21 protein-coding genes are annotated in these 24,949 nt (G+C 62.1%); 14 read left to right on the top strand and 7 right to left on the bottom strand.

The features are described from left to right. Positions 1 to 137: 137 nt before the first annotated feature. The 7 genes from C1N62_RS08495 (at position 138) to C1N62_RS08465 (ending at position 10,933) form a co-directional block, all read left to right on the top strand. Positions 138 to 587, top strand: coding sequence for a MarR family winged helix-turn-helix transcriptional regulator (locus C1N62_RS08495; RefSeq protein WP_370465553.1), 450 nt, complete (start codon positions 138 to 140; stop codon positions 585 to 587). After that, a complete protein-coding gene (locus C1N62_RS08490) occupies positions 584 to 2,260 on the top strand; it encodes an MFS transporter (RefSeq protein ID WP_137763222.1) in 1,677 nt (558 codons plus the stop codon). The genes C1N62_RS08495 and C1N62_RS08490 overlap by 4 nt, the downstream gene beginning before the upstream one ends. Next, positions 2,257 to 3,357 (top strand): HlyD family secretion protein, encoded by a 1,101-nt coding sequence (locus tag C1N62_RS08485; protein ID WP_137763221.1) that lies wholly within the window; start codon positions 2,257 to 2,259, stop codon positions 3,355 to 3,357. The genes C1N62_RS08490 and C1N62_RS08485 overlap by 4 nt, the downstream gene beginning before the upstream one ends. Continuing rightward, the gene (locus tag C1N62_RS08480) at positions 3,354 to 4,742 is read left to right on the top strand and encodes an efflux transporter outer membrane subunit (protein ID WP_137763220.1); all 1,389 of its coding nucleotides are present in this window, start codon (positions 3,354 to 3,356) and stop codon (positions 4,740 to 4,742) included. The genes C1N62_RS08485 and C1N62_RS08480 overlap by 4 nt, the downstream gene beginning before the upstream one ends. A gap of 474 nt (positions 4,743 to 5,216) precedes the next feature. Beyond that, positions 5,217 to 6,356 (top strand): efflux RND transporter periplasmic adaptor subunit, encoded by a 1,140-nt coding sequence (locus tag C1N62_RS08475; protein ID WP_137763219.1) that lies wholly within the window; start codon positions 5,217 to 5,219, stop codon positions 6,354 to 6,356. Positions 6,357 to 6,366: 10 nt separating this feature from the next. Further along, the gene (locus tag C1N62_RS08470; RefSeq protein ID WP_137763218.1) at positions 6,367 to 9,528 is read left to right on the top strand and encodes an efflux RND transporter permease subunit; all 3,162 of its coding nucleotides are present in this window, start codon (positions 6,367 to 6,369) and stop codon (positions 9,526 to 9,528) included. Continuing rightward, on the top strand, positions 9,521 to 10,933 hold the full coding sequence (locus tag C1N62_RS08465; protein WP_137763217.1) for an efflux transporter outer membrane subunit: 1,413 nt from the start codon (positions 9,521 to 9,523) through the stop codon (positions 10,931 to 10,933). Before C1N62_RS08470 ends, C1N62_RS08465 begins: the two co-directional genes overlap by 8 nt. A 63-nt stretch (positions 10,934 to 10,996) precedes the next feature. Here C1N62_RS08465 and C1N62_RS08460 read toward each other — a convergent pair whose 3' ends face one another. From C1N62_RS08460 to C1N62_RS08450, 3 genes are read right to left on the bottom strand one after another with little or no spacing between them, the layout of a single operon-like run. Then, complete coding sequence (locus C1N62_RS08460) at positions 10,997 to 11,548, bottom strand: hypothetical protein (protein ID WP_137763216.1); 552 nt, start codon at positions 11,546 to 11,548, stop codon at positions 10,997 to 10,999. A gap of 13 nt (positions 11,549 to 11,561) precedes the next feature. After that, positions 11,562 to 12,044, bottom strand: a complete 483-nt coding sequence (locus tag C1N62_RS08455) for a hypothetical protein (RefSeq protein ID WP_137763215.1) — start codon at positions 12,042 to 12,044, stop codon at positions 11,562 to 11,564. Positions 12,045 to 12,085: 41 nt separating this feature from the next. Further along, on the bottom strand, positions 12,086 to 12,868 hold the full coding sequence (locus C1N62_RS08450) for a peptidoglycan-binding protein (RefSeq protein WP_137763214.1): 783 nt from the start codon (positions 12,866 to 12,868) through the stop codon (positions 12,086 to 12,088). Positions 12,869 to 13,171: 303 nt separating this feature from the next. On the opposite strand from C1N62_RS08450, the gene C1N62_RS08445 reads away from it, so the two are divergent. The 3 genes from C1N62_RS08445 to C1N62_RS23175 all read left to right on the top strand — a co-directional run bounded on the left by C1N62_RS08445 (position 13,172) and on the right by C1N62_RS23175 (position 15,245). Further along, complete coding sequence (locus C1N62_RS08445) at positions 13,172 to 13,771, top strand: nitroreductase family protein (protein WP_137763213.1); 600 nt, start codon at positions 13,172 to 13,174, stop codon at positions 13,769 to 13,771. A gap of 140 nt (positions 13,772 to 13,911) precedes the next feature. Next, positions 13,912 to 15,000, top strand: a complete 1,089-nt coding sequence (locus C1N62_RS08440; RefSeq protein ID WP_137763212.1) for an iron-containing alcohol dehydrogenase family protein — start codon at positions 13,912 to 13,914, stop codon at positions 14,998 to 15,000. 89 nt (positions 15,001 to 15,089) lie between these two features. Further along, positions 15,090 to 15,245 carry a hypothetical protein gene (locus C1N62_RS23175; RefSeq protein WP_168195842.1) on the top strand — a complete coding sequence of 52 codons (156 nt, stop codon included), beginning with the start codon at positions 15,090 to 15,092 and terminating at the stop codon, positions 15,243 to 15,245. 32 nt (positions 15,246 to 15,277) lie between these two features. On the opposite strand, the gene C1N62_RS08435 is transcribed toward C1N62_RS23175, so the two are convergent. From C1N62_RS08435 to bcsE, 4 genes are all read right to left on the bottom strand, one after another. Next, positions 15,278 to 15,463 carry a hypothetical protein gene (locus C1N62_RS08435; protein WP_137763211.1) on the bottom strand — a complete coding sequence of 62 codons (186 nt, stop codon included), beginning with the start codon at positions 15,461 to 15,463 and terminating at the stop codon, positions 15,278 to 15,280. A gap of 94 nt (positions 15,464 to 15,557) precedes the next feature. Next, positions 15,558 to 17,234 (bottom strand): cellulose biosynthesis protein BcsG, encoded by a 1,677-nt coding sequence (bcsG, locus tag C1N62_RS08430; RefSeq protein ID WP_137763210.1) that lies wholly within the window; start codon positions 17,232 to 17,234, stop codon positions 15,558 to 15,560. Then, the gene (bcsF, locus tag C1N62_RS08425; protein WP_137763209.1) at positions 17,231 to 17,416 is read right to left on the bottom strand and encodes a cellulose biosynthesis protein BcsF; all 186 of its coding nucleotides are present in this window, start codon (positions 17,414 to 17,416) and stop codon (positions 17,231 to 17,233) included. The genes bcsG and bcsF overlap by 4 nt, the downstream gene beginning before the upstream one ends. Beyond that, the gene (gene bcsE, locus C1N62_RS08420) at positions 17,413 to 18,960 is read right to left on the bottom strand and encodes a cellulose biosynthesis protein BcsE (protein WP_137763208.1); all 1,548 of its coding nucleotides are present in this window, start codon (positions 18,958 to 18,960) and stop codon (positions 17,413 to 17,415) included. The genes bcsF and bcsE overlap by 4 nt, the downstream gene beginning before the upstream one ends. Positions 18,961 to 19,146: 186 nt before the next feature. On the opposite strand from bcsE, the gene bcsR reads away from it, so the two are divergent. Genes bcsR through bcsB form a run of 4 tightly spaced genes read left to right on the top strand, consistent with a single transcriptional unit; the run spans position 19,147 to position 24,949 of the window. Continuing rightward, positions 19,147 to 19,347, top strand: coding sequence for a cellulose biosynthesis protein BcsR (gene bcsR, locus C1N62_RS08415; RefSeq protein ID WP_137763207.1), 201 nt, complete (start codon positions 19,147 to 19,149; stop codon positions 19,345 to 19,347). Continuing rightward, positions 19,348 to 20,040, top strand: coding sequence for a cellulose biosynthesis protein BcsQ (bcsQ, locus tag C1N62_RS08410; RefSeq protein ID WP_137763206.1), 693 nt, complete (start codon positions 19,348 to 19,350; stop codon positions 20,038 to 20,040). Beyond that, positions 20,037 to 22,664, top strand: coding sequence for a UDP-forming cellulose synthase catalytic subunit (gene bcsA / locus C1N62_RS08405; protein ID WP_137763205.1), 2,628 nt, complete (start codon positions 20,037 to 20,039; stop codon positions 22,662 to 22,664). Before bcsQ ends, bcsA begins: the two co-directional genes overlap by 4 nt. An 8-nt stretch (positions 22,665 to 22,672) precedes the next feature. Beyond that, positions 22,673 to 24,949 (top strand): cellulose biosynthesis cyclic di-GMP-binding regulatory protein BcsB, encoded by a 2,277-nt coding sequence (gene bcsB / locus C1N62_RS08400; protein ID WP_137763204.1) that lies wholly within the window; start codon positions 22,673 to 22,675, stop codon positions 24,947 to 24,949.

Raw genomic sequence — 24,949 nt, 5'->3', positions numbered from 1 at the left:
TCCCGCCTTTTTTGTACAGAAACGTTAATAATTTTCCATATTATTTATCCGGCGATTAGCAAGTGTTGGATTGTGTCATTTACAATGTAAATTACATGTTACTTTTAGCCGGATTCATAACGTAAGACCGTCATTTTATGCCAGAGAGCCTGATTATCCCGCCAGAGCAGAATTTTATCCGTGCGTTGCACTTTACCTCCCGCGCCCTACGGCAGGCCATTGACCGTCGATTGAAGGCGCAAGGGCTGAATCAGGCCAGTTGGGTCGCGGTCTCCACCATTGCGATGTCAGAACCCCCGCTGTGTCAGGGGGAGCTGGCGGCCCGGCTTGGGCTGGAGGGGGCCAGCGTGGTCAGCATGATTGACAAGCTGGCGCGCCAGGGACTGGTACGGCGGCAAGTGACGCCAGAAGATCGCCGCAAACGGCTGGTGGTGGCGACCGAGGCTGGCTTCGCGCTCTATGAGCAGGCGAAGGGCGAGGCCGACGCGCTGCATAAGTCACTGATGTCCAAACTGGACCCAGCGGAGTTGGCCGCGGCGGTGCGGGTACTGGACGCGCTGCGCGAGGCGTCCGAGCAGAGCGAATGAAACCCTATATTGTGCGGGAGTGGGCGCCCCATGAGCGCCCGATGCTGCCCGGCTCCCCCTCGACGCCGCTGCACCCGTGGCACAAGCGGCTGGCGTTTGGGATAGTGGGTATCCTGGTCGCCATCACCGGCGGCCTCGGCAACGCGCTGGTCAGCGCCAACCTCACCAACCTGCAAGGGGTGCTGGGCGCGTTCAGCAATGAGATCGCCTGGCTGCCAGCGGTCTATGTGATGACCAACATCTCCATCAACCTGCTGCTGGTGAAGTTCCGCCTGCAGTTCGGCCTGCGGCTGTTCTGCGAGGCGTTTTTGGTGCTCTATGCGCTGATCACCTTCTTCCACCTGTTCGTCAACGACCTGGCCTCGGCGATTGCGGTGCGTGCCGCCCACGGCGCGGTGGGGGCGGCGCTCTCCTCGCTGGGCATCTACTACCTGATTCAGGCGTTCCCGGCCAAGCACCGGCTAAAGGGGCTGGTGATTGGCATCGGCGCGTCACAGCTGGCGATCCCGCTGGCGCGGCTCTTCTCCGCTGAGCTGCTGGAGCTGAATGAGTGGCGCGGCCTCTACCTGTTTGAGCTGGGGCTGGCGCTGCTCTGCCTTGGCTGCGTGCTGATGCTGAAACTGCCGCCCAGCGACCGCTACAAAGTGTTCGAGAAGATGGATTTCGTCACCTTCTTCCTGATGGCCCCCGGCATGGGGCTGCTGTGCGCGGTGATCTCGCTTGGCCGCTATGACTGGTGGACGAGCACCCCGTGGCTGGGGGCGGCGCTGGCCGCCGCGATTGTGCTGATCACCGCCGCGGTGCTGGTGGAGCACCGGCGCACCAACCCGTTGCTCAACATTCGCTGGCTGAGCAGCGGCAACGTGCTGCGGCTCGGCCTCACCATGCTGCTGATGCGCATCGTGCTGTCGGAGCAGAACGTCGGGCCGATAGGCTTTTTGCAGTATATCGGCTTGCAGAATGACCAGATGCAGGCGCTCTCGCTGGCGGTGCTGATGGGGGTGATCGCGGGCATGGCCGCCAGCGCGTTGACCGTCAAACCCGGCCAGCTGGAGGTGCCGGTGGTGATTTCGCTGGTACTGATGATCATCTCCGCGCTGATCGATGCGCAGGCCAACAACCTGACGCGCGCGTCACAGATGGTGTTCAGCCAGTTTTTGATGGGCTTTGGCGGGGCCTTCTTCCTCGCCCCGGCGATGCTGTCGATCATCGGCAGCGTGGTGGCGGAGCCGCGCAATCTGGTGAGCTTCGTGGCGGTGTTTGGCATGAGCCAGAACCTCGGCGGGCTGATTGGCTCGGCACTGCTCGGCACCTTCCAGATCGTGCGCGAGAAGTACCACTCCAGCATCATCGCTGACAACCTCAGCAATCTTGACCCGCTGGTGATGGAGCGCATCAACAGCTACAGCGCTGGCCTCAACGGCGTGCTGAATGACCCCACGCTACGTGGCGCGGAAGGCTCGGTGCTGTTGCAGGCCGCCGCCACCCGCGAAGCCAACGTGCTGGCCTACAACGACGTCTACCTGCTGACCGCCGCCATCGCGGCGGTCACGCTGGTGTGGATGCTGGGCCGCTATTTCCTGAAACAGTTACGCGCGCGCCGTGAGCGGCAGGCGGAACAGAACAAAGCAACATCGGCGCCACCGCGCGCCAACTCCCCGGAGGGTTCATGAGTGAAGTGGTCACCCCGGCGCAACCGCGTCGGGCCAAACGTTACCTTACCATCGCGTTGCCAGTGGTGATTGCCCTTCTTGGCGTGCTGGTGGTGCTCTATGCCTGGCAACTGCCGCCGTTCTCACCAACCCGCCAAGCCACGGAGAACGCCTATGTGCGCGGGCAGGTCACCATCATCAGCCCGCAGCTCAACGGCTATATCACCTCGGTGCGGGTGAATGACTTCGACCACGTGCGCAAGGGCGACCTGATCATGACCATCGATGACCGCATCTACCAGCAGCGCCTGCATCAGGCGCAGGCGCAATATGCGATGAAAAAGGCGGCGCTGGCGAACAATATCCAGCAGCGGCGCAGCGCCGAGGCGTCGATAGCCCGCAGCGAGGCGGCGGTGCAGAACGCCAGCGCGCAGGCGCTGAAGGCGCGGCTCGATCTGAAACGGGTGGAGGATCTGGTCTCCGACGGCTCGCTGTCGGTGCGCGAGCGTGACGCCAGCCGCGCGGCGGCGGCGCAGGCCGAGGCCGACGTGGCACAGGGCAAGGCGGCGCTGGAGATGGCGAAGCAGGACAAACAGACGGTGATCGTCAACCGCGCCTCGCTGGAGGCGGATGTCGCCAACGCCGCGGCGGCGGTGGAACTGGCGGAGATTGATGTGGCGAACACCCGCATCACCGCGCCGCGTGACGGCCAGCTTGGGCAGGTGAGCGTGCGGCAGGGGGCCTATGTCAGCGCTGGCACCCATCTGACGGCGCTGGTGCCGCAACAGCTGTGGGTGGTCGCCAACATGAAGGAGACGCAGATGGCGCAGGTGCGCGTCGGCCTGCCAGTGACCTTCAGCGTCGATGCACTGGATGGCGCGGTCTACAGCGGCGTGGTGGAGAACCTCTCACCGGCCACCGGCTCGGAGTTCAGCACCATTGTCGCTGACAACGCCACCGGCAACTTCGTCAAGATCGCCCAGCGCATCCCGGTGCGCATCCGCATCAAGGCGGATGAGGCGACGCGCGCGCGCCTGCGGCCGGGGATGTCGGTGGTGGTGACCATCCACACCGACCGGCCGACCGAGGCGCTGCCGCCGCTGGAGCCGGTACGATGAGGCGGCGCATGGCGCTGTTGCCGCTGGCCCTGCTGCTGGCGGCCTGTGGCGGGCGGCAGGTGGAGCAGGCCGCCCCCTCCTTGACCATCCCGTCGCAGTGGCGGGAGACGCTGGGGCCAGCCTCCGCCGCCGGTGGGGCGTGGTGGCGCGGCTTTGGCGATCCGCAGCTCAACCAGTTGGTGAACCGGGCGCTGGTCGCCAACACCGACATTTTGGTGGCGCGCGCACGGGTAGAGGAGTATCAGGCCCGGCTGCGCGCCGCCTTTGGCGAGCAGTTGCCGACGCTGGACATCGGCGCGAACGCCGCGCGTCAGCGCACGATCTCTTCAGTCACCGGCCAGCAGGCGCGCAGCACTGTCTATCAGGGCACGCTGCAACTCAACTACAACGTCGATCTCTGGGGCGGCCAGCGCAGCGCCACCGAGGCGGCGCGCGCCAGCGCCGAGGCGCAACAGGCCGCCGCCGAGGCCGCAGTGTTGCAGGTCTCGGCGGCGGTAGCCTCCGGCTACCTGACCCTGCGCGGGCTGGACGCCCAACTGGCGCTGACCGAGGCGACGCTCACCTCGCGTGAGAATTCGCTGAAACTGGCACAGCGGCAGTATGAGACTGGCTACAGCTCGCGGCTGGAGTGGGTGCAGGCGGAGTCGGAGTACCGCGCCACCCGCGCCCAGATCCCGGCGCTGCGCCACCAGATCACCGAGCAGGAGAATGCCCTGAACCTGCTGCTGGCTGGCAACCCCGGCCCGATTGCCCGTGGCCCGGCGCTCGACAGCCTGCGCGCGCCACCGCTGCCGCGCTATCTGCCCTCCGCGCTGCTCAACCGCCGACCGGACATCGTGCAGGCGGAGCGGCTGCTGGTGGCGGCGGACGCCTCGCTGGCGGTTTCGCGCGCCAACCTGTTGCCGTCGCTCAACCTGACCGCCAGCGGCACCCTGCAAGATGACACGCTGGCCGAGGTGCTGGCCAGCCCGTTCCGCCTCTGGTCACTGGGCGGCAGCGTGCTGGCCCCGATCATCAACCGCGAGGCGCTCAACGCGCAGGTGGATGTCTCGATGGCGGCGCGCAATCAGGCGCTCTACCAGTATGAGTCGGTGGTGCGCAACGCCTTTGCGCAGGTGAACAACAGCATTGATGCCATCAACCGCCTCGGTGAGCAGCTGGCGGAAGCGGAGCAGCAACAGCAGGCGCTCTCGGACGCCTTGCGCATCGCGCACAACCGCTACAGCAACGGTTACGCTTCCTATCTGGAGGAGCTGGACGCCCAGCGGGCGCTCTACAGCACCCAGCTGACGGTGATCCAGCTGAAAACCAACGTGATGCTGGCGCAGATTGACCTGTGGCAGGGCATGGGCGGCGGCTGGCAACGGGACACCGCGTCGCCTTAGGGCGGCGCGGAAAAAAGGCGAAAAAAAACCCACATCGGACAGTGGGCATGGTTGCAACGGGCAACAAAGAGGAACTGCTCTTCCTCGGCCCCTAGCATAACTGTTTGATGTTGCTAATGGGTAAAGACAATTGCTAAGTAATTGTGAGGAGTTGTGAAGACCTCGAACAGGTATATCAAAATATTTCAGTGTTGAGCGGCGTGATAGTTACACTTCGCATGGAATATTGTGCTGGGCAGGTTTTTCTTGCAGAAATATCATGTTTACTTAAGTGAAACGTGACCCAGATCATTGAATATTTCTGTCAATGCTTTGTCAGTTTTTCCGGGCAGTGGGTCAGGTTGGGTCAAGCAGAGTGAATTATTTTAGTATTTCTCTTAACGATACCCTTACATGAGTTAAGAAAACGCTTCTCGTATAGTACCCCTCTTATTTTGAGAACGACTGTTCTCGCTTTTAACCAGAGTGGAAACTATGCGCCGCAAACTTCTCTCATTGAGCATTGTGATGCTTCTCTCCGCGTGTGATCAGGCGGCCTCTTCGCAGGCCGGCGCGCCCGCACAAGACCCGGCTGTTGATGTGGTCACACTGCACGCCCAGGCCGTCAGCCTGACCACTGAACTGCCCGGCCGCACCACCGCCGTGCGTACCGCCGAGGTGCGCCCGCAGGTCAGCGGCATCATCCAGAAACGCTACTTCACCCAGGGCAGCGAGGTGAAAGCTGGCCAGCCGCTCTACCAGATCGACCCGGCCACCTATCAGGCAGCCTACGACAAGGCACAGGCCACCCTGCGCAACGCCACCGCACTGGCGAAGCGTTACAAGCCGCTGGCCGAGGCGCACGCCGTCAGTAGCCAGCAGTATGAGGACGCCGTGGCGGCGCAAAAAGAGGCCGAGGCAGATCTGGAAGCGGCCCGCGTCAACCTGAACTACACCCGCATCACCGCGCCGATCAGCGGCCACATTGGCCGTACCCTCTACACCGAAGGGGCGCTGGTGACCAACGGCCAGAGCGCTTACCTGACCACCATCCAGCAGCTCGACCCGATCTATGTCGATGTCAGCGAGTCCTCGCAGGATCTGCTGCGCCTGCGCCGCGCGTTGGCGTCCGGCCAGCTGGCCTCCGCCGGGGAGAACGCCGCCAAGGCGACCCTGACGCTGGAAGATGGCTCGCACTACGCGCAGCCGGGCCGTCTGGAGTTCTCGGAAGTGACCGTTGACCAAGGCACCGGCTCAGTGACGCTGCGCGCCGCCTTCCCGAACCCGCACAACGAACTGCTGCCGGGGATGTTTGTCCACGCCACGCTGCAACAGGGCGTACAGCAGAAGGGAATTCTGGTGCCGCAAGAGGCGGTCGGCCATGACACCAAGGGCCACCCCTACGTCTATCTGGTGAAGGCGGACAACACCGCCGAGCAGCGCCAGATTGAGACCGGTGAGATGATCAAGGGTGAGTGGCTGGTCAACAGCGGCTTGGGTGAGGGCGATCGCGTGGTCACCAACGGCCTGCAAAGCGTGCGCAATGGCGTCAAGGTGGTGGCGAAAGAGCGCCAGCCGCAGGCTTACGCGGATGCCACCAAAAACCTCTCCCTGACCGATCCGTCCGCACAATAAAGGCCACGTCATGTCGAAATTTTTCGTCGAGCGTCCGATCTTTGCCTGGGTAGTGGCAATTGTCGTGATGCTGGCGGGTGCGCTCTCCATTTTGCACCTGCCGATTAACCAATACCCGAACATCGCCCCGCCGGCGATTTCGGTCTCCGTCACCTATCCGGGCGCCTCCGCACAGACCGTGCAGAACACCGTGGTGCAGGTGATTGAGCAGCAGCTCAACGGGCTGGACAACCTGCGCTACATTGAGTCGCAGAGCAACAGCGACGGCAGCGCCTCCATCATCGCCACCTTCGATCAGGGCACCGACCCGGACATCGCGCAGGTGCAGGTGCAGAACAAGGTCTCGCTGGCCGAATCCCAGTTGCCCACCGAGGTGGTCAACCAAGGGATGCGCGTCGCCAAGTACCAGTCCAACTTTATGATGGTGGTCAGCCTGATTGCCGACAGCGGCTCAATGTCCAACTCGGATCTGAGCAACCTGTTGGTGACCAAGCTGGAAGACCCGATCACCCGTACCAAGGGCGTCGGCGACTTCCTGATGATGGGCTCAGAGTACGCAATGCGTATCTGGCTCGACCCGGCCAAGCTCTACAAGTACCAGCTGATCCCCAGCGACGTCACCACGGCCATCAACCAGCAGAACGTGCAGGTCTCCTCCGGTAAGCTGGGCGGCCTGCCGACGGTGAAGGACACCAAGCTGAGCGCCACCATCATCGGCAAGACCCGCTTCACCACGGTGCAGCAGTTCAAGGACGTGCTGTTGAAGGTCAATGCGGACGGCTCGCAGGTACGCCTGAGCGATGTCGCCAACATCGATCTGGGGCCGGAGAACTACAGCATCGCCTCCACCCTGAATGGCAAGCCCTCCACCGGTATCGCACTGCGTCTGGCGAGCGGGGCGAACATCCTCGACACCGCCAAGGCGGTACGCGCCACGCTGGATGGCCTGAAATCCTCCCTGCCGGAGGGCGTGCGCATCGAGTTCCCGTATGACACCTCGCCGGTGGTCAGCGCCTCAATTGAAGAGGTGGTGAAGACCCTGCTGGAAGCGATCGTGCTGGTGTTCTGCGTGATGCTGCTGTTCCTGCAAAACCTGCGCGCGACGCTGGTGACCACGCTGGTGGTGCCGGTGGTGCTGCTCGGCACCTTTGGCATCCTGTCCGCCTGCGGGTACTCCATCAACACCCTGACGATGTTCGGCATGGTGCTCGCCATCGGCCTGCTGGTGGATGACGCCATTGTGGTGGTGGAGAACGTCGAACGCGTGATGCACGAGGAGAAGCTCAGCCCGAAAGAGGCGACCATCAAGTCGATGGAGCAGATTCAGGGCGCGCTGTTCGGCATCGCGCTGGTGCTCTCCGCGGTACTGATCCCGATGGCCTTCTTCGGTGGCTCCACCGGCATCATCTACCGTCAGTTCTCCATCACCATTGTGTCGGCGATGGCGCTGTCGGTGCTGATGGCGCTGATCTTCACCCCGGCGCTCTGTGCCACCATCCTCAAGCAGTATGACGAGGAGAAGGCGCACACCGGCTTTGCTGGCTGGTTCAACCGCCAGTTTGACGCCGGTACGCTGCACTACACCCGCAGCGTGAAGGGCGTGATCTCGCGCCGCAACCTGTTCCTGGTCATCTATCTGGGCATCGTGCTGCTGACCGGCTTCCTGTTCACCCGCGTGCCTACCTCCTTCCTGCCGGATGAGGATCAGGGCGTGATGCTGGTGCAGGTCACGCTGCCGCCGAACGCCTCCTCCGAGCGCACCCAGAAAGTGCTGGATGACATGCGCAGCTACCTGCTGGACAAAGAGGGCGCCTCGGTGCGGTCGGTGTTTACCGCCAACGGCTTCAGCTTCTCTGGCCGTGGCACCAACGTCGGCATCGCCTTCGTGCTGCTGAAGGACTGGAAAGATCGTGAGGGCAGTGACCTGACGGTGCAGGCGCTGGCGGGCCGCTCGATGGCGCGCTTCTCGCAGGTAAAAGACGCCAAGATCTATGCGCTGGTGCCGCCAGCGGTGATGGAGTTGGGCAACGCCACCGGCTTTGACTTCTACCTTCAGGACACCAACAACGCCGGCCATGAGGCGCTGATTGCCGCACGCAACCAGTTCCTTGGCATGGCGGCGAAGGACAAACGCCTGATGGCGGTGCGCCCGAACGGCATGGATGATGAGCCGCAGTATGAGCTGATGATTGATGACGAACGCGCCCGCGCCCTTGGCCTGAGTCTGGAAGATATCAACGACACGCTCTCGGCGGCCTGGGGCTCCAGCTACGTCAACCAGTTCATGTACCAGGATCGCGTGAAGAAGGTCTACATCCAGGGCCGCGCCGCCTCGCGCGTGACGCCGGAAGATCTCGACAAGTGGTACTTCCGCAACAGCAGCGGCCAGATGGTGCCTTACTCCTCCTTCGGCAGCGGCAAGTGGGGCTACGGCTCACCACGCTTCGAGCGCTTCAACGGCGTCTCCTCGGTAGAGATCATGGGCTCCCCGGCCAGCGGCTATAGCTCCGGCGACGCCACCAAGGCGGTGATGGAGATTGCGGCCAAGCTGCCAGCGGGCTTCCGCGTGCAGTGGCACGGCATCTCCTATGAGGAGCAGATGTCTGGCTCGCAGGCCCCGGCGCTCTACGGCCTGTCGGTGCTGGTGGTGTTCCTCTGTCTGGCGGCGCTGTATGAGAGCTGGAGCATCCCGTTCTCGGTGCTGCTGGTGGTACCGCTCGGCGTGCTGGGCACCATCGGCGCGGTGCTGATGCGTGGCCTGCAAAATGACGTCTTCTTCCAGGTCGGCCTGCTGACCACCGTCGGTCTGGCGGCGAAGAACGCCATCCTGATTGTTGAGTTCGCCAAAGAGCTGCATGAGCGTGAGGGGATGGGCATCGCGGAGGCCGCGGTTGAGGCCGCCCGCCTGCGTATCCGCCCGATCATCATGACCTCGATGGCGTTTATCCTCGGCGTACTGCCGCTGACCATCTCGCACGGCGCGGGGGCAGGCAGCCAGCACTCGATCGGCACCGCGGTGGCCGGCGGGATGCTGACCGCCACCTTCCTGGCGATCTTCTTCGTGCCGATGTTCTACGTGGCGGTGGTGCGCCTGTTTTCCCGTCGCAAGGCGGGCCAGAACCAACCCGTGACCGCCAACGGCCACGCTAGTGAGACTACGAACCATGACTAAGCCACTCCGCCTCTCTTTGCTGGCGTTGGTGACCCTCGCGACCCTGAGCGGGTGTACGCTGGAACCCCACTATGACCGGCCCGCCATGCCGGTTCCCGCCAACTGGAACGCGCCCGAGCAGGGCGCGTCAACCGCCACTGGCGCGGACATTGGCTGGAAAGCCTTCTTCAACGACGCGGCACTGCAACAGCTGGTCAACCTGACGCTGGCCAACAACCGTGACCTGCGGGTCGCGGCGCTGAACGTGGAGTCGGCGCAGGCGCAGTTTGACATCGATCGCGCCGCGCTGCTGCCGACCATTTCGGCGGGCGCGGGCAGCACCGCCGCGCACCTGCCGGGCGGGCTGTACAACACCCGCAGCACCGGCCCGGTGACCTACCACCAGTATCAGGCCAATTTGGGCGTCACCTCCTATGAGCTGGACCTGTTTGGCCGGGTGCGCAGCCTGCGCGACCAAGGGCTGGAGACCTACCTCCAGACCGAAGCAACGCAGCGCGCCACCCAGATCAGTCTGGTGGCGGAGACCGTCTCCGGTTACCTGTCGCTGTGTGCTGACCGTGATCTGCTGGCGCTGGCGCAACAGACCGTCGCCAGCCAGATGGACTCCTACAACCTGACCAAGGTGAGCTATGAGCAGGGCGTCGCCACCACCCAGGATCTGGCGCAGGCCGAGACCACGGTGCGCACCGCCCAGGCTGACGTGGCGAGCTACAGCCGTCAGGTGCGTCAGGACATCAACGCGCTCAACCTGCTGGCTGGCACCACCGTGCCGCAGAGCCTGATTGAGGGCGCGACGCTCAAGCGCGACTGGCGTTTCCCGGCCATCCCGGCGGGGCTGCCGTCTGACCTGCTGACCCGCCGCCCGGATATCGTCGCGGCGGAACATGCGCTGAAAGCGGCCAACGCCAACATCGGCGCGGCGCGCGCGGCCTTCTTCCCGAGCATCACGCTGACCGGGCAGGGCGGCACCACCAGCGCCCGCCTTGGCGATCTCTTCTCCGGCGGCACCGGCTCCTGGTCGTTCATGCCCTCCATCAACCTGCCGATCTTTGACGGCGGCGTGAACCGCGCCAACCTCACCCTGGCCGAGGTGTCGAAGAAGGTGGAGGTCGCCCAGTATGAGAAGGCGATCCAGCAGGCGTTTGAGGAGGTGGCGGACGGTCTGGCTGGCCAGAGCACCTATCAGGATGAGTTGCAGGCGCGCGAACTGGACACCGCCGCTAACCAGCGCAACTACGACGTCTCGCAACTGCGCTACAAGCAGGGCGTGGACAACTACCTGAACGTGCTGGTGGCCCAGCGCTCGCTCTACAGCGCGCAGCAGGCGGAGATCACCACCCGCCTCGGCCAGCTCAACCAGACCATCACCCTCTACAAGGCACTGGGCGGCGGCTGGAAACCCTGAGTTTTCCCCTCCCACATCCCAAAGGGCGCAGCGTGCGCCCTTTTTTTATACTTTGCATGCGGATTAGTTATGGTTATTTTGGATAGGTAATTCCAAATTTTTTTCTAAACCGGGTTTTTTTGAATCTATAATGTGTTCTCTATTATTTGTGGTTATGGTTTGTTTGTTTTTAATGTCACTAATTTCAGGAATAACATTTGGGAGGTTTAAATTGTATATTCTATCCTCGTCCATGGGTGTTTTGAATATAATTGTGACTGATGAATTGGGTTCGGTATAGATTTTTTTAGCATAGCAAGTTTCCTTTTTGTTTTGTTCTAATATTCTTTTCGCATTTTCTATAAAAGCGTTAAGCTCTATTAGTTCTTTACACGTTTCTGTTTTATTATAAACTTCTTTAAATTCATTCATGCCTATTATTGCGTTATCGATTCTGCATTTTTCTAAATCTGTTTTGATTGCTGCATATATATCTATGTATTGGCCGCGTGATAAATCACAGCTTATTTTGCTTTCCGTATTAGAGGCAGCTTTAGAATAGGCTGGCAATGCTGTGAGCGTTAAAATTAACTGAAATACTAATGATTTTTTTGTGAGCTTGCGTGTTGATTTCATTTGTTATACACCTCTATTTTTTAGGAGGAGGGGGCATGCTAAAATCAAAGGAATTTCCTGTTGATTGTGAGGTTGTAGGTTCATAGTTAATCCTGTTCTCTTTATAAATGGTGCTAACTATAATAACTCCCCCGATAATAATCCCTACAATGCCCGGTGAGTAGGTTGATATGTTTGCACCTATCTTTGGTGTTTTTTCATCATTGACATCTCCTGTTAAGGTTGTGATTTTGTCATGTGTATGGAATGAGATAGCAAGCCCGCCAAAGACAATAGCTCCGCCGATTAGGATAGATAGAAGCTTAATAAGAGATGTAATAATTATCCCGATCCCTGCCACAAAAAATTTCATATCTTCAGTTCTCAAAGAGAAAACTCTGTCGAGTGTTTTATATGAAATAAAACCAATTAAACCAATCATGCTTAATGTAATTATCCCTAATCCTATTGTCATGCAAAGCCATATTTTTTGCTGCCAAAGAGGTTGTTCAGACATGATCTTTCTCCCGGCCTATCAGGCCGAAGCATTATGAGCACTCAGCGTAAACTGATGAAGTCGCAATGGATAACAGCGCGATCCCGCGAGCAGACCTCATAGCCGTTGGTAAACCCCTCGTGGTTGGTGTTGCCCTCCACGGTGCGGAAGGTGTGATCCACCCCCTCAAAGCCGATGCCGGTGTGCGTCCAGTCATCGGCGTTTTTGCCGCGCCACAGGAAGATCCAGGCGATGTCCAGATCGCTCCACGGCGAGTTGCCGCTGTCAATGTCGCCGCCGAAGACAAAGCGCCCGCGCTGTTTCGCTTGCTGTGCCAACGTATCACAGCTCAACGACCCCGGCAGTGGCAACTCCACCCCCTGTACCGCGCACGCCTGTTTCAACACGAAGCTGACGAAGCCCGCGCACCAGAGCATCTCTTTGCCCTCCTGGCCGTTGCAGTAGAGCCGCACCCAGGGGCCACGGTTCTCGCCGCCCAGCTCCACCGGGTGCGGGCGCAGATGCTGGAGGGCAATTTTCAGCACCGTCTCCGGCAGGGTGGTATCCGGCGGCGGGCACTGTAGGGCCTCGGTCATCGGGAGCACCAGCTGCTGCCAATCTTCGAGGCTCACTGGGCCGTCGGTGGGCAGGCCAGCGTGCTGGCGAAAGCGCGTCAGGGCCTGATGGGTGGCGGGGCCGTAGTCGCCGTCAATCACCAGACCATACTGGTGGAAGGTGAGCCACTCTTGAAGCCGTTTGACGGCAACCGAGTGGTCATGCTGCTGGAGGGGGCCGGGATAGGCGGTTTCTGCCAGAATGCAGTCGAGATCTTGATAGTAGGACATGGTGCATCCCCCACTGGGACGGGTGGTTGAGCGGCAATCCGCACCTTGGCGCGCGGATGTCGTGCCTTTTCGCTTAAGTGTTGGTCAATTTTTGGGCGAAGTAAACCGGGTGTGCGTGGCACGGGCGACGGGCCGGGCAGGCGGTTGAAAGCCGGGGCCATTTTCCCGCCAGAATCAGAATAGCTGTAGCGGCGCAGGGGTGGGGCGCGACACGGCGGTTTGGCAAATGCCGGATTTCACCCATACTTTGGTGTGCGCCCCCTTGGCGCAATGGCGGTACCCCTTTTCAGACAGGAGCCACACATGAGTAATGCGTTTCTCGAAGCCATCACCCCCCGGCGCAGCATCTATGCGCTGGGCAATGAGCTGCCGCGTTCCCAGGAGGAGGTGATTGAGCTGGTGACCTCGGCGGTAAAACTCAGCCCCTCAGCGTTCAATTCACAGAGTTCGCGGGTGGTGATCCTTTTTGATGAGCAGCATCAGGCGTTCTGGGAGATTGTCATGCAATCACTGCGCGAGATTGTGCCGCCAGACGCCTTTTTCAGCACCGAGAACAAGATCAATGCTTTTGCCGCGGGCGCCGGCACCGTACTGTTCTATGAGGATACCCAGGTGGTGGAGGAGTTGCAGAAACAGTACGCGCTCTACGCCGATAACTTTCCGGTCTGGTCGGAACACTCTACCGGCATCGCCCAGTTCTCCGTCTGGTCGACGCTGGCGCAGGTGCAGATCGGTGCCTCGCTGCAACACTACAACCCGCTGATTGATGAGGCGGTGCAGCAGCGCTGGGAGCTGCCGGAGAGCTGGCGGCTGCGCGCCCAGATGCCGTTCGGCAACATCGTCCAGCCGCCGGGCGAGAAGACCTTCATGCCGGATGAGCAACGTTTCCGTATCTTCAAGTGACCTGACGCGCCGCGCCTGGCGCGGCCTTTTGTTTCCCCGCGCGCGATCCGCCCCGCCTCACAAAATCGGCACGCCCTCCGTAGCCCCCGCTGCTTTTCCGCCATACTTATCCGGCACTCTTGTTACGCAAGGCGAAGCCTATGTATACACACCGGTTGGTTTTTCCTGCCAGCGTCCTGCGTGGGCGCGGGGCGATTGCCCATCTTGGGCGAATGTGCGGGCGGCTCGGCCAGCGCGCGCTGTTGGTGGGCGGCAAACGGGCGCTGGCCTTTGCCGAGCCGCTGGTGGCGCGGCAACTGGAGGAGAGCGCGCTCTGTTACCTTGGCAGTGAGTGGTATGGCGGCGAGTGCAGCGAGACGCAGATCCGCCGGCTGGCCGACCTGCTGGCGCGGCAGGGAGTGGAGGTGCTGGTGGCGGCCGGCGGTGGCCGGGCGCTGGACACCGCCAAGGCCGCGGCGGCGCAGTGCCAGGTGCCAGTGGTGACGCTGCCGACCGTCGCCTCCACCTGCGCGGCCGTGACGCCGATGGCCTTCCGCTACCATGATGATGGCCAGTACCGCGACATGCTGGCGCTGCCGGAGGGGCCAGCGGCCGCGGTGATTGACGCGGACATTCTGGCGCGCACGCCGCTGACCGGCTTTGCCGCCGGATTGGGCGACACGCTGGCGAAGTGGTATGAGTTTCGCGCCATCAGCGGCGACCCGACGCGTCAGGGGCTGGCGGCGGTGGTGCGCACCAACAGCGCGCTCTGCCGCTCACTGATTGTGACGCACGGCGAGGCGGCCTGCCACGCGGTACGCGCCGGGCAGGCGAACGCCGCGCTGGAGCAGGTGCTGGACGCGGTGTTTCTCTACGCCGGGCTGACCTCGGTGATGAGCAACGGCGGCCACACCGGCGCGGCCCACGCCCTCTATGAGGGATTCACCGGCTGCCCGCTGACCCGCCACGTGGCGCACGGCCTGCTGGTGGGCTACGGCAACCTCTGCCTGCTGGCGCTGGAGCAGCGCCCCGATGAGGAGCTACTGGCCGCGATTGCACTGGCACGCGCCTGCGCCATCCCGGTACAGCTCACAGAGATCGCCCCGGATCTGGAGCCAGCACAGTTGCAGCACATCCTGCAACGCGCGGTGCTCTCCTCAGACATGGCGAACATGCCCTTTAGCATCGACGTGGGCCAGTTGCACGAAGCCATCGCCCGCGTTGACAGCCTCGCCGCACGGGATGTGTAGGGGGCGTGAAGTGTGGGTGTGATAAAGATAAATTGACCTGGCTTGCGCGCGGCAGGAAATTGATTTTTTTCGGAAATTAAGGGACAAGTATGAAAAAAAGACGTTCAGCCAATAAGCATTCCCGCCCTGTGACCCAGCCAACCCACACGCGCCCACGTTTGGGATTTATGCGGGATATGCGTGTTCCGGATGAATTCAATGAACTGGGCAAGGAGGAGATTGCTGCACTGTTCTCCCAAGCATAAAAAAAGCCGGCATCCGCCGGCTTTTTTGTGTGTCAGGCATAACGCCGATGGTGAATGGGGTCTTCAGCTACGCGCTCCTTTCCTGCCAGAACCGGCTCAGCGGGCTCATTGACATGGCGCATTGCCGCACTCAATGTCTGCAATTCATGCTGGCTATTTTTATAGTTGGCCTGCATTTCTGGAGAAAGCGACTGCAAAAGCTCTTCTCTTGATCTCATGATGACGCTCCTATTCTTTACCACAGTGCCTATTCTGCCAGAGGGTAGGCATAAAAAAAGCCGGCATCCGCCGGCTTTTTTGTGGGCTGAAACGTCACTGTGGATAGGGTACCCAGTCGCCGCCGTTGAGGCGGATGTAGGGCTTGCCTTGGTACTGCATCACGATGGCGTTGGCGTTTTCGGAGACCACCGCCGTTTGCGGCAGGTTCTGCGCCAGCGTTGACCAGTCCACGGTCGGCGCGGTGAAGACTTTGCCATCCACCGAGCGCGCCACCAGCTCCGACACCGCCAGGTAGCTGCTCGGCGCCGTGATGGTCAGCGGCGTGCTCTGGTGCGGGGCCTGCATCCCGAAGAAGCGGATGCCCGCCGGGATGTGGGTGATGCTCGGGCTGGGGATGTCACGCAGGCCAGACATCTGCATCTTGTCGCCGGTCACCGCCGCACCATGCTCCGGCACAAACACCACCATCACCTTGCGCCCGGACTTCTCCAGCTCGTCAAAGAAGGTGTTGAGCTGGTTGAGCAGGGTGGTGGCGCGGGTTTTGTAGTCGGCAGATTTGTTCTCGCCAATGAAGCGGTTGCCGTCGTGCAGCGCAATCAGGTTGAAGAAGGTAGCGCTGCGCGGCGTCTCCTGCTTGGTGTTCAGCCAGCGGTTAAGGATCTCCAGATCGTTGTAGATCGGCTCGCCGTCAAAGGAGGTCATCTCATGGCCGATGCCCTGTTGCGACATCAACGGTGCCTGCATGTTGGCCTCTTTGCGCAGATCATCGATGTAGCCGCCAAACACCCCGGAGTGGTCCATCATCAGCTGGGAGGTGAAGCCCAGTTTCGCCAGATTGTCGAACAGGTAGCACTGCTGGCCGGCTGGTTGGTAGAGATCGTGGTGCGATGGCTGGCCGCAGCTGGCGCGCAGCAGGCGGATGGAAGCCGGGCCGCTGTAGGCGGTGGCGGAGTTGAAGTTGTCGAACTTGATGTCAAACCGCGACCAGAAGGGCGAGCTGTCCTGACCCACTGCCTGCATGTCTGCCCAGGCCAGCGAGCAGATGTTGATCACCAGCACGTCAAACGGTTGGGCATCCGCTGGCAACTGGGCCGGGAAGCTGGTGGCGCGCGAGCGCTCCTGATCGTAGAACTGGTTGAGGTAGGCGGTCAGGTTGGCATTGGTCGGCGGCAGGGTCTGCGCTGGCCCGGCACCCGCGGCACCCGGTGCTGCCCCGGCACCTACCGCAGGCGCGCCGCCCGCCGGGGCGGTGGTCACCACGGCGGCATTGGGCGCGGCACTGGTGACCCGCTCCGGCAGCACCTGCACCGCGGTCAGCCAGACCAGCGCCACCAGCGTAAAGGTGGTCACACGGATCCACTGCGACACAAACAGGTAAGCCACCAGCATGGCGAAGGCGATGCCCACCCACTGCCAGTTGATAAAGCGGTTGGCCAGATCGAGCAGGTAGGCGGGCGAGAAACCGGCGACCTGCGATCCCTCCGACAGGATGGACTGGTAACTTGGCAGCCAGGTGTCGTGGTAGAACAGCCCCAGCCCAATCGGGATCGCCACCCACATGCGTATCCGGTGCAGCCGCGCCGAGGGCAGCGGGCAGAGCAGGAACGCCACGAAGATCAGGTTGCTGATCAGGTCAAAGTTCAGGTAGCCATGCCACAGCAGGGCGAATTTCAGCAGGTAGTAGTAGTTCCACGCGCCCAGCCCGCGCCAGTGACGCCAGAGTGAGGGGCGGTCGGCGGGCGTCTGCCGCGCGGAGAGGTGTTCGCTCATGGGGTTCGTTTCTCTTTGCTGGTTCCATTACGCACCCACACGCCAGCCGATTTTAGGTAGCGGGTGGGGAAGAGTCGGGCCTGAAAGCGGCGCCAAAGGGCGGGCAGGCTGCGGCACGCCAGCCAACCAAGGATAAAAAATAGAATGGCGGCGATCAGCGCCACCTGAAGCAGGTCACTCATGGCGTTCCCTCCACCATTGGCAGCGTCAGTGGCGTGGGCAGGCGGCGCTCCGGCGCAGGCGCGGAGGCCGCCACGCTGTCGGTCTCGGTCACCGGCAAGGGTGGCTCCTCGCTGTCGGGCGCGTCCTGGGCGATGCGGTGCAGCTGCTCCAGAATCGCCGTGTCCTCATGCCACTCGCGGCGGCTGGTGAAGGCATCCGTCACGGGCAACGGGAAGACCGAGCGCAGCGCGATCTCCAGATCCGCCAGTCGGCAGTTGGAGAGGAACAGGTGCAGGTGATGGGCATCTACCGTCACCAGATCGCCGTCGCGCCGCAGGGTGCAGAGCGATAGCGCCTGACGCGGCAACAGCCCCGGCACCGGCCGCAGCGAGAGCAAAATGCCCCGTGCATCCTCCGGCAGCAGGCTCGACGCCAGCAGCGTATCCACCGTATTGCAGAACGGCAGGCGCGCCATCGGCCCGCGCACCTGCATCGGGCGCATCCCAGCGATCAGCCGGTCGATGTCATCCGGCAGTGGGCGCGCGTAGCGGCTGCCCTGAATGCCCTCCAACAGGGTCAGGAAGGCGGAGAGCGAAGCGGCGTGCGGCACCACCAGATTGGCACCGCTGGCCTGCAACAGCTTTTCATCGGTATAGCGCAGGCTGGAGGTCATCTCCCGCACCGCAATCTTCAGCCCATTGCCGCCCTGACGGCGTACCTGGTGGATCTCCCGCGCCAGCGCTGGTACTTCCTGATTGCTGTGCAGGGCAAAGATCAGCGTGGCGGCCTGTAGCACCGCGCCCCGTTGCGCCAGCAGCGTGTTGTCATCAAATAGCTGCCACTGGGAAGAGAGCGGCGGCGCGCCCTCCAGCACACTGCGCTCCGCCAGATACCACCCCTCGTCGCCCCCGTGCTGGCCGCCGATCTGTTGCTCCTCATGCAGCGTCCAGCCCCCTTCGGGCAGGGGCCGCAGGGTAAAGGATTGGTTGGTGATAATACCGAGATCTGCCGCCCACCATGCCACTTGGTAGGCCGGTCTCTCCACCTCATGGGCGAGGGAGGCAAAGCCAAATAAAAGGCGATGTTGTGACATAAGCTGGCCTTTTATTTTATTTATTCCCGTACCGTGGCAAATAATAAGAACTGTGCTACCGGCCTTATTAATCACCTGCCGCAATTGTTTCAGCCACTCCACCCACTCATCGGCTGGCAATTGCAGCGCCAGCGCGGCAGGGAAGTAAATAATAACCAGTGATGGGCGGCGGGCGATTATTTTCCACAGATCGCGCGGCAGGTGGCGTAATGCCTTTGCCTCTGCCGGGAAGGTATATAACGGCAGGCGGCGCAGGGCCGCGCCCGGCAGCTCACCAATCACCACGTCTGGGTCATTTTCGCTACAAATCAGTGAGATAGGGTTATTCTCCGGCTGCATCCGCAGCACTTGCCGGCATAATTGGCGCGCATTTTCCTGGGTATCCACATTTACCCAGTAACCGCCCCGTGCCTGCATTACGGATAATTCATCCCAAAGATGGGCAATGCCAAAGGGAAATGATAGCGCCATGAAATTTTCTGCTTAGTGAGTAAGTTTGCCAGTGAAAACTAGGAAAAAACCTATAAGTCAGTCTAACATTGGCATTTGTAAACACAAACTTTACACATAAAAAATAGTGGATGACGGCGCGTGATAACGGCTGGAATTCCTATTTTTTAGTGAGTTATCGGTAATGATCCGTTTAAGGGATGAGGCATGGATAACAGCGATCAACATAAGCCCATTTCGGCTATCCCACCCATCAGTGATGATTTTTTAGCGCTGCACCGCACCTTCGGGCTACCGGCCTTCCACTATGTGGATATTGCCCGGCAGGCACGTATCCCGGAACTGCTGGCGCGCTGGCCGCTGCTCAGTGAGCTGAGCGCCCGGCCAGATGATGGGGAGTCCGTCTAGATGCCGGTGATTGCCATACAGGGGATACGCGGCGGCGTGGGGGCCAGTGCGGTGACCGCCGGGCTGGCCTGGGCGCTGCAAAGTCTGGGGGAGCGGGTGCTGGTGGTGGACGCCAGCCCCAGTAACCTGCTGCGCCTGCACTTCAACGTCCCCTTTGATGACGGCCGCGGCTGGGCCGAGGCCGGGCAGGCGGGCCGCCCCTGGCAACAGGCGGCATTGCGCTACCTGCCGGGGCTGGATCTGCTGCCCTTCGGCCACAGTGATACCGGCACACTGCCGGACGTCGCTGCGCTGGCCCGCGCCGGGCACTACCAGTGGGTGTTGCTGGATACCCCCAGCGGCAGTGACCCGCTGGTCTGGCAGGCGCTGGCGCAGCCTGACCGGCTGCTGCGGGTGCTGGCTCCCGATGCCAACTGCCATGCCCGCCTGCACCAGCAACCGACCGCGCCCCAGAGCGTGCTGTTGGTCAACCAATTCAGTCCCACCAGCCAGCTGCAACAGGATCTGCTGCTGCTGTGGCAGCACAGCCTGACCGGGCTGGTGCCGGTGACCCTTCACCGCGATGAGGCGGTGAGCGAGGCGCTGGCCGCCAAGCAGCCGGTGGGGGAGTACCGCCCGCAGAGTCTGGCGGCCAATGAGATGGTGATATTGGCAAACTGGTGCCTGATCAACCTGAAGGGGGGCACGGCATGAGTGCGCTGCTGAGGCTGTTTCTGCTGCCGCCGGTGACGCAGGCGTTGCGCGAGCGCTATCAGGACTACCGCCGCCATCGCGCCGGGGTGCTGGCGAGCGCGCTGATGACCATGTGGGTGGCGCTGGCCTGGCTGTTTCTGCGGCTGGAGTCGCCCGCCTGGCAGCCGCTGCGCGCCCATCCGCGCCACTGGTTCCCGCACATCGCGCCGCACAAGCCACGGCTGCTGGATGGCCTGCGCTACCTGTTGCAGGCCGGGTGGCTGCTGCTGACCCTGCCGGGCCGGCGGGTGCGCACCCCCCGTGAGCGGCGCGTGGTGCCGATTCTGTCGCGCTGGCGGCAGAAGATGATTGCCCAACTGGCGCACCTGCCGACGCGCGTGGCCTCCAGCCAGTTGGAACGTCAGGCCATCCGTCGGCTGGCACGCATGAACCGCCTGCTGCGGCGCGTGCTCTATCTGGCCTGCTGCGCGGTGGCGCTGGTGCTGGCGTGGTTCTGTATCTCCCAGCCGTTTGGTTTGTTCTCCCAGTTTGTGTTTGTGCTGCTGCTGTGGGGCATCGCGATGGTGGTGCGCAACATCCCCGGCCGTTTGCCGACGCTGATGCTGATTGTGCTGTCGCTGACCGTCTCCTGCCGCTACCTGTGGTGGCGCTATACCGAAACGCTGAACTGGGACGATCCCCTGAGCCTGTTCTTTGGCGTCACGCTGCTGGTGGCGGAGACCTATGCCTGGCTGGTGCTGGTGCTCGGGTACTTCCAGACCATCTGGCCGCTGAACCGCAAGCCGGTGCCGATGCCAGAGGACATCTCCACCTGGCCGCACGTCGATGTGATGGTGCCGACCTATAACGAAGACCTTAGCGTGGTGAAGCCGACCCTCTATGCGGCGCTGGGAATGGACTGGCCGAAGGACAAACTGGATGTCTGGCTGCTGGATGATGGCAACCGCCCGGCCTTCCGTGCCTTTGCCGAGGAGATTGGCATCCGCTACATCGCCCGGCCGACCCATGAGCACGCCAAGGCGGGGAACATCAATAACGCCCTGAAGCAGGCGACCGGCGATCTGGTGGCGATTTTTGACTGCGACCACGTGCCGACCCGCTCCTTCCTCCAGATGACGGTGGGCTGGTTCTTCAAGGATAAGCAGCTCAGCATGTTGCAGACGCCGCACCACTTCTTCTCGCCTGACCCGTTTGAGCGCAATCTGGGGCGGTTCCGTCAGGCCCCCAATGAGGGCGCGCTGTTCTATGGGCTGGTACAGGATGGCAACGACCTGTGGGACGCCACCTTCTTCTGCGGCTCCTGTGCGGTGCTGCGCCGCGACGTGCTGAATGAGATTGGCGGCATTGCGGTGGAGACGGTGACTGAGGATGCGCACACCTCGCTGCGTATGCACCGGCATGGTTACACCTCCGCCTATATCCGCATCCCGCAGGCGGCGGGGCTGGCGACCGAGAGCCTCTCCTCGCATATCCGCCAGCGCATCCGCTGGGCGCGCGGCATGGTGCAGATCTTCCGGCTCGACAACCCGCTGTTTGGCAAAGGGCTGAAGCTGGCGCAGCGGCTCTGCTACGTCAATGCGATGATGCACTTCCTCGCGGGCGTGCCGCGGCTGATCTTCCTGCTTGCGCCGCTGGCCTTCCTGCTGTTCCACGCCTACATCATCTATGCGCCCGCGCTGGCGATTGTGCTCTACGTCTTCCCGCATATGGTGCACGCTGGCCTGACCAACTCGCGCATCCAAGGGAAATACCGCCACTCCTTCTGGAGCGAGATCTACGAGACGGTGCTGGCGTGGTATATCGCCCGGCCCACCACGGTGGCGCTGTTCCGCCCGCACGGCGGCGTGTTTGACGTCACCGCCAAGGGAGGGCTGGTGGAGGAGTCCTATGTGGACTGGAATATCTCCAAACCCTACCGCGTACTGATGCTGCTCAACCTGTTTGGCCTGCTGGTGGGGATCTGGCGGCTGGTGGATGGCATCCCTGATGAGCGCCTCACCGTGGTGGTCAGTTTGCTGTGGGTGCTCTACAACATGATTATCCTCGGCGGCGCGACGGCGGTGGCCTTTGAGGCGAAACAGGTTCGCCAGGCGCACCGTGTGGAGATCGCGCTGCCCGCCGCCCTGATGCGCGCCGACGGGCACCTCTTCCCCTGTACGCTGGTGGACTACTCCGACGGCGGCGTGGGCGTCGAGTTGGAGAACGCCGCCGACCACTTCCGCCGCGACGATAGCCTGCATCTGCTGTTACGGCGCGGCAATCAGGAGTTCAGTTTCCCCTGCGTCATTACCCGCCAGTTCGGCAACCGGCTGGGGATGCGCACCGACAACCTTAGCGTGCGCCAGCAAATTGACTTCGTGCAGTGTACCTTCGCGCGCGCCGATACCTGGGTGGTGCAGGGGGACAGCTTCCCGGAAGACCGGCCACTCGCCAGCCTGCGGGAAGTGATGCTGCTGGGCATCCGCGGCTATGTGCGGATGGCCGACCACTTGCCGGCAGTGATCAGATCGCCCGTGCGGCTGATCAATGCGCTGCTTGCCGGGTTGATCTCATTGGCCCCCCGTAGCGTAACGGCCCTTCCTGCGGCGCATGGGGCGCCCCAGGCTGTGAACTCACCAAGATGATGACACCGATGATTAGACTATTGACCTGCTATACCGCCGTTGCCCTTAGCCTGACCACGCTGGTCAGCATGAACGCTCAGGCCCAGTTGCCCGTGACGCCGCTGGTCACCCCGGATGCCCCGGCGGCCAGCAACCCGTCGGCCCCGGTGCGCGACATGCAGCTGGGCTTTCCCCAACTGGCGCCACCCCCCGGCACCTTTACCCTGCGTGGCCTCGCCCCGGAGGGGCAGATTGAGTTTGGCGTGCGCAGCGATGAGGTGGTGACACAGGCGACCCTTAACCTCCAATATACGCCGTCGCCCTCGCTGATCCCGGTGGAGTCACAGATCAAGGTCTACCTGAATGACCAGCTAATGGGGGTGGTGTCCATCGCCGCCGACCAGCTCGGCAAGGCCAACCAGATCCAGCTGCCGATTGACCCGCGCTACATCAGCGACTTCAACCGGCTGAAGCTGTCGTTCATTGGCCACTATCAGCGCATCTGTGAGAATCCGGCGAATACCACGCTGTGGGTGGATATCGGCAAGGCCAGCTCGCTCGACCTGCGCGTCCAGAAACTGCCGGTGGATAACGATCTCGCGCACTTCCCGGAGCCGTTCTTCGACAAACGGGACAACCAGCCGCTGACGCTGCCGATGGTGTTTGCTGGCCAGCCGGATCTCGGGATGCAGCAGGCGGCCGCCAAACTGGCCTCCTGGTTTGGTACACAGGCCCAATGGCGCGGCCAGCACTTCCCGGTGCTCTATAACCAACTGCCGGATCGCCATGCGGTGGTGTTCGCCACCAATGACCGTCGCCCGGACTTCCTGCGCGACCTGCCGCCCGCTACCGGGCCAACGGTGCAGATGATCACCCACCCGGATAACCCCTATGTGAAGCTGCTGGTGGTACAGGGACGCGATGACAAGGATCTGGTGCAGGCGGTAACCGGCATCGCGCAGGGCAATATTCTGTTCCGCGGCCAACAGGTGGCAGTGACCAAGGTTGACCAGCTCGCGCCACGCCAGCCCTATGACGCGCCATTCTGGGTGCATACGGATCGGCCGACCACCTTCGGCGAATTGAAGACCTTCCCGGAGCAGCTACAGGCCGACGGCATCCAGCCCTATCCGATCTCGGTGAACCTCAACCTGCCGCCCGATCTCTATCTGGTGCGCAATGCCGGTATTACCATGCAGCTGAAGTATCGCTATACGCCACCGGCACAGGCGAGCACCTCGCACCTGAGCATTAACCTCAATAACCAGTTTGCCCACGCCTTCCCGCTGAAGCCCGATACCCGCGAGGGGGCACAGCTGCTGCGCCTGCCGCTGCTGGGGCTGTTTGACGATGGGCAACAGGTCAATATCCCGGCACTGAAACTCGGTGCCATCAACCAGATGCGCTTCGATTTCGAGTACGCCTCGCTGATCGCCAGTAGCCGTACCGATCGCTGTGAAACCTTTACCACCGTCAATAACCATGTGGTGATTGACGATAGCTCCACCATCGACTTCTCGGGCTATCGCCACTATATGCCGATGCCTGACCTGCGCGCCTTCGTCAATGCCGGTTTCCCATTCAGCCGCATGGCCGACCTGTCGCAGACGCTGGTGCTGGTCAACCCGCAGCCCCAGCCGGTGCAGCTGACCACCTTGTTCGATACGCTCGGGCGCATCGGCTCCCTGACCGGCTATCCGGCGCTGGGGGTGAAGATCAGTGATAACTGGCAGCAGGCCAAACAGAGCGATGACGATATCCTGATGATTGGTGCCATTCCGCCTGACTTGCAGAATGACAAACAGCTCAATGTGCTGGTGGACGCCACCCAGAGTTGGGTGACCCAACCGCGCCGCCCGCTGCCGCTGCCGGATAGCGTGGCCGGGGAGGGCGATACCACCGCCGATAGCCGCACGACCATCACGGCGTCCGCGCCGATGGCGGCGATTGTTGGGGTGCAGTCGCCCAATAACGATCAACGCAGCATTGTGGCGCTGCTGGCGAATAACGCCGAGGGGCAGGGCCTGATGAACGATGCCTTGCAGGATAGCGGCAAACGCGCGGCGATGAGTGGCTCGGTGGCGGTGGTGCGCGCCTCGGGTGTCAATAGCCTGCGCGTCGGCGACGTCTACTACGTGGGCCATTTGCCGTGGTGGGAGCAGGCATGGAGCACGCTGGCGAACCATCCCGGCTGGCTGGCGGTGATGGCTGCGGTGCTGGTGGTGATTGTGGCGCTGCTGCTGTGGATGGCCTTGCGCAGCCTGAGCCGCCGTCGTGTGATGACCCATGATGACCATCAGGACTGA

The organism is Nissabacter sp. SGAir0207 (assembly GCF_005491205.1).
GTDB lineage: Bacteria > Pseudomonadota > Gammaproteobacteria > Enterobacterales > Enterobacteriaceae > Chimaeribacter.
Note: the sequence above shows the minus strand (reverse complement) of the source record. Positions and strands in the feature narration are given on the sequence as shown.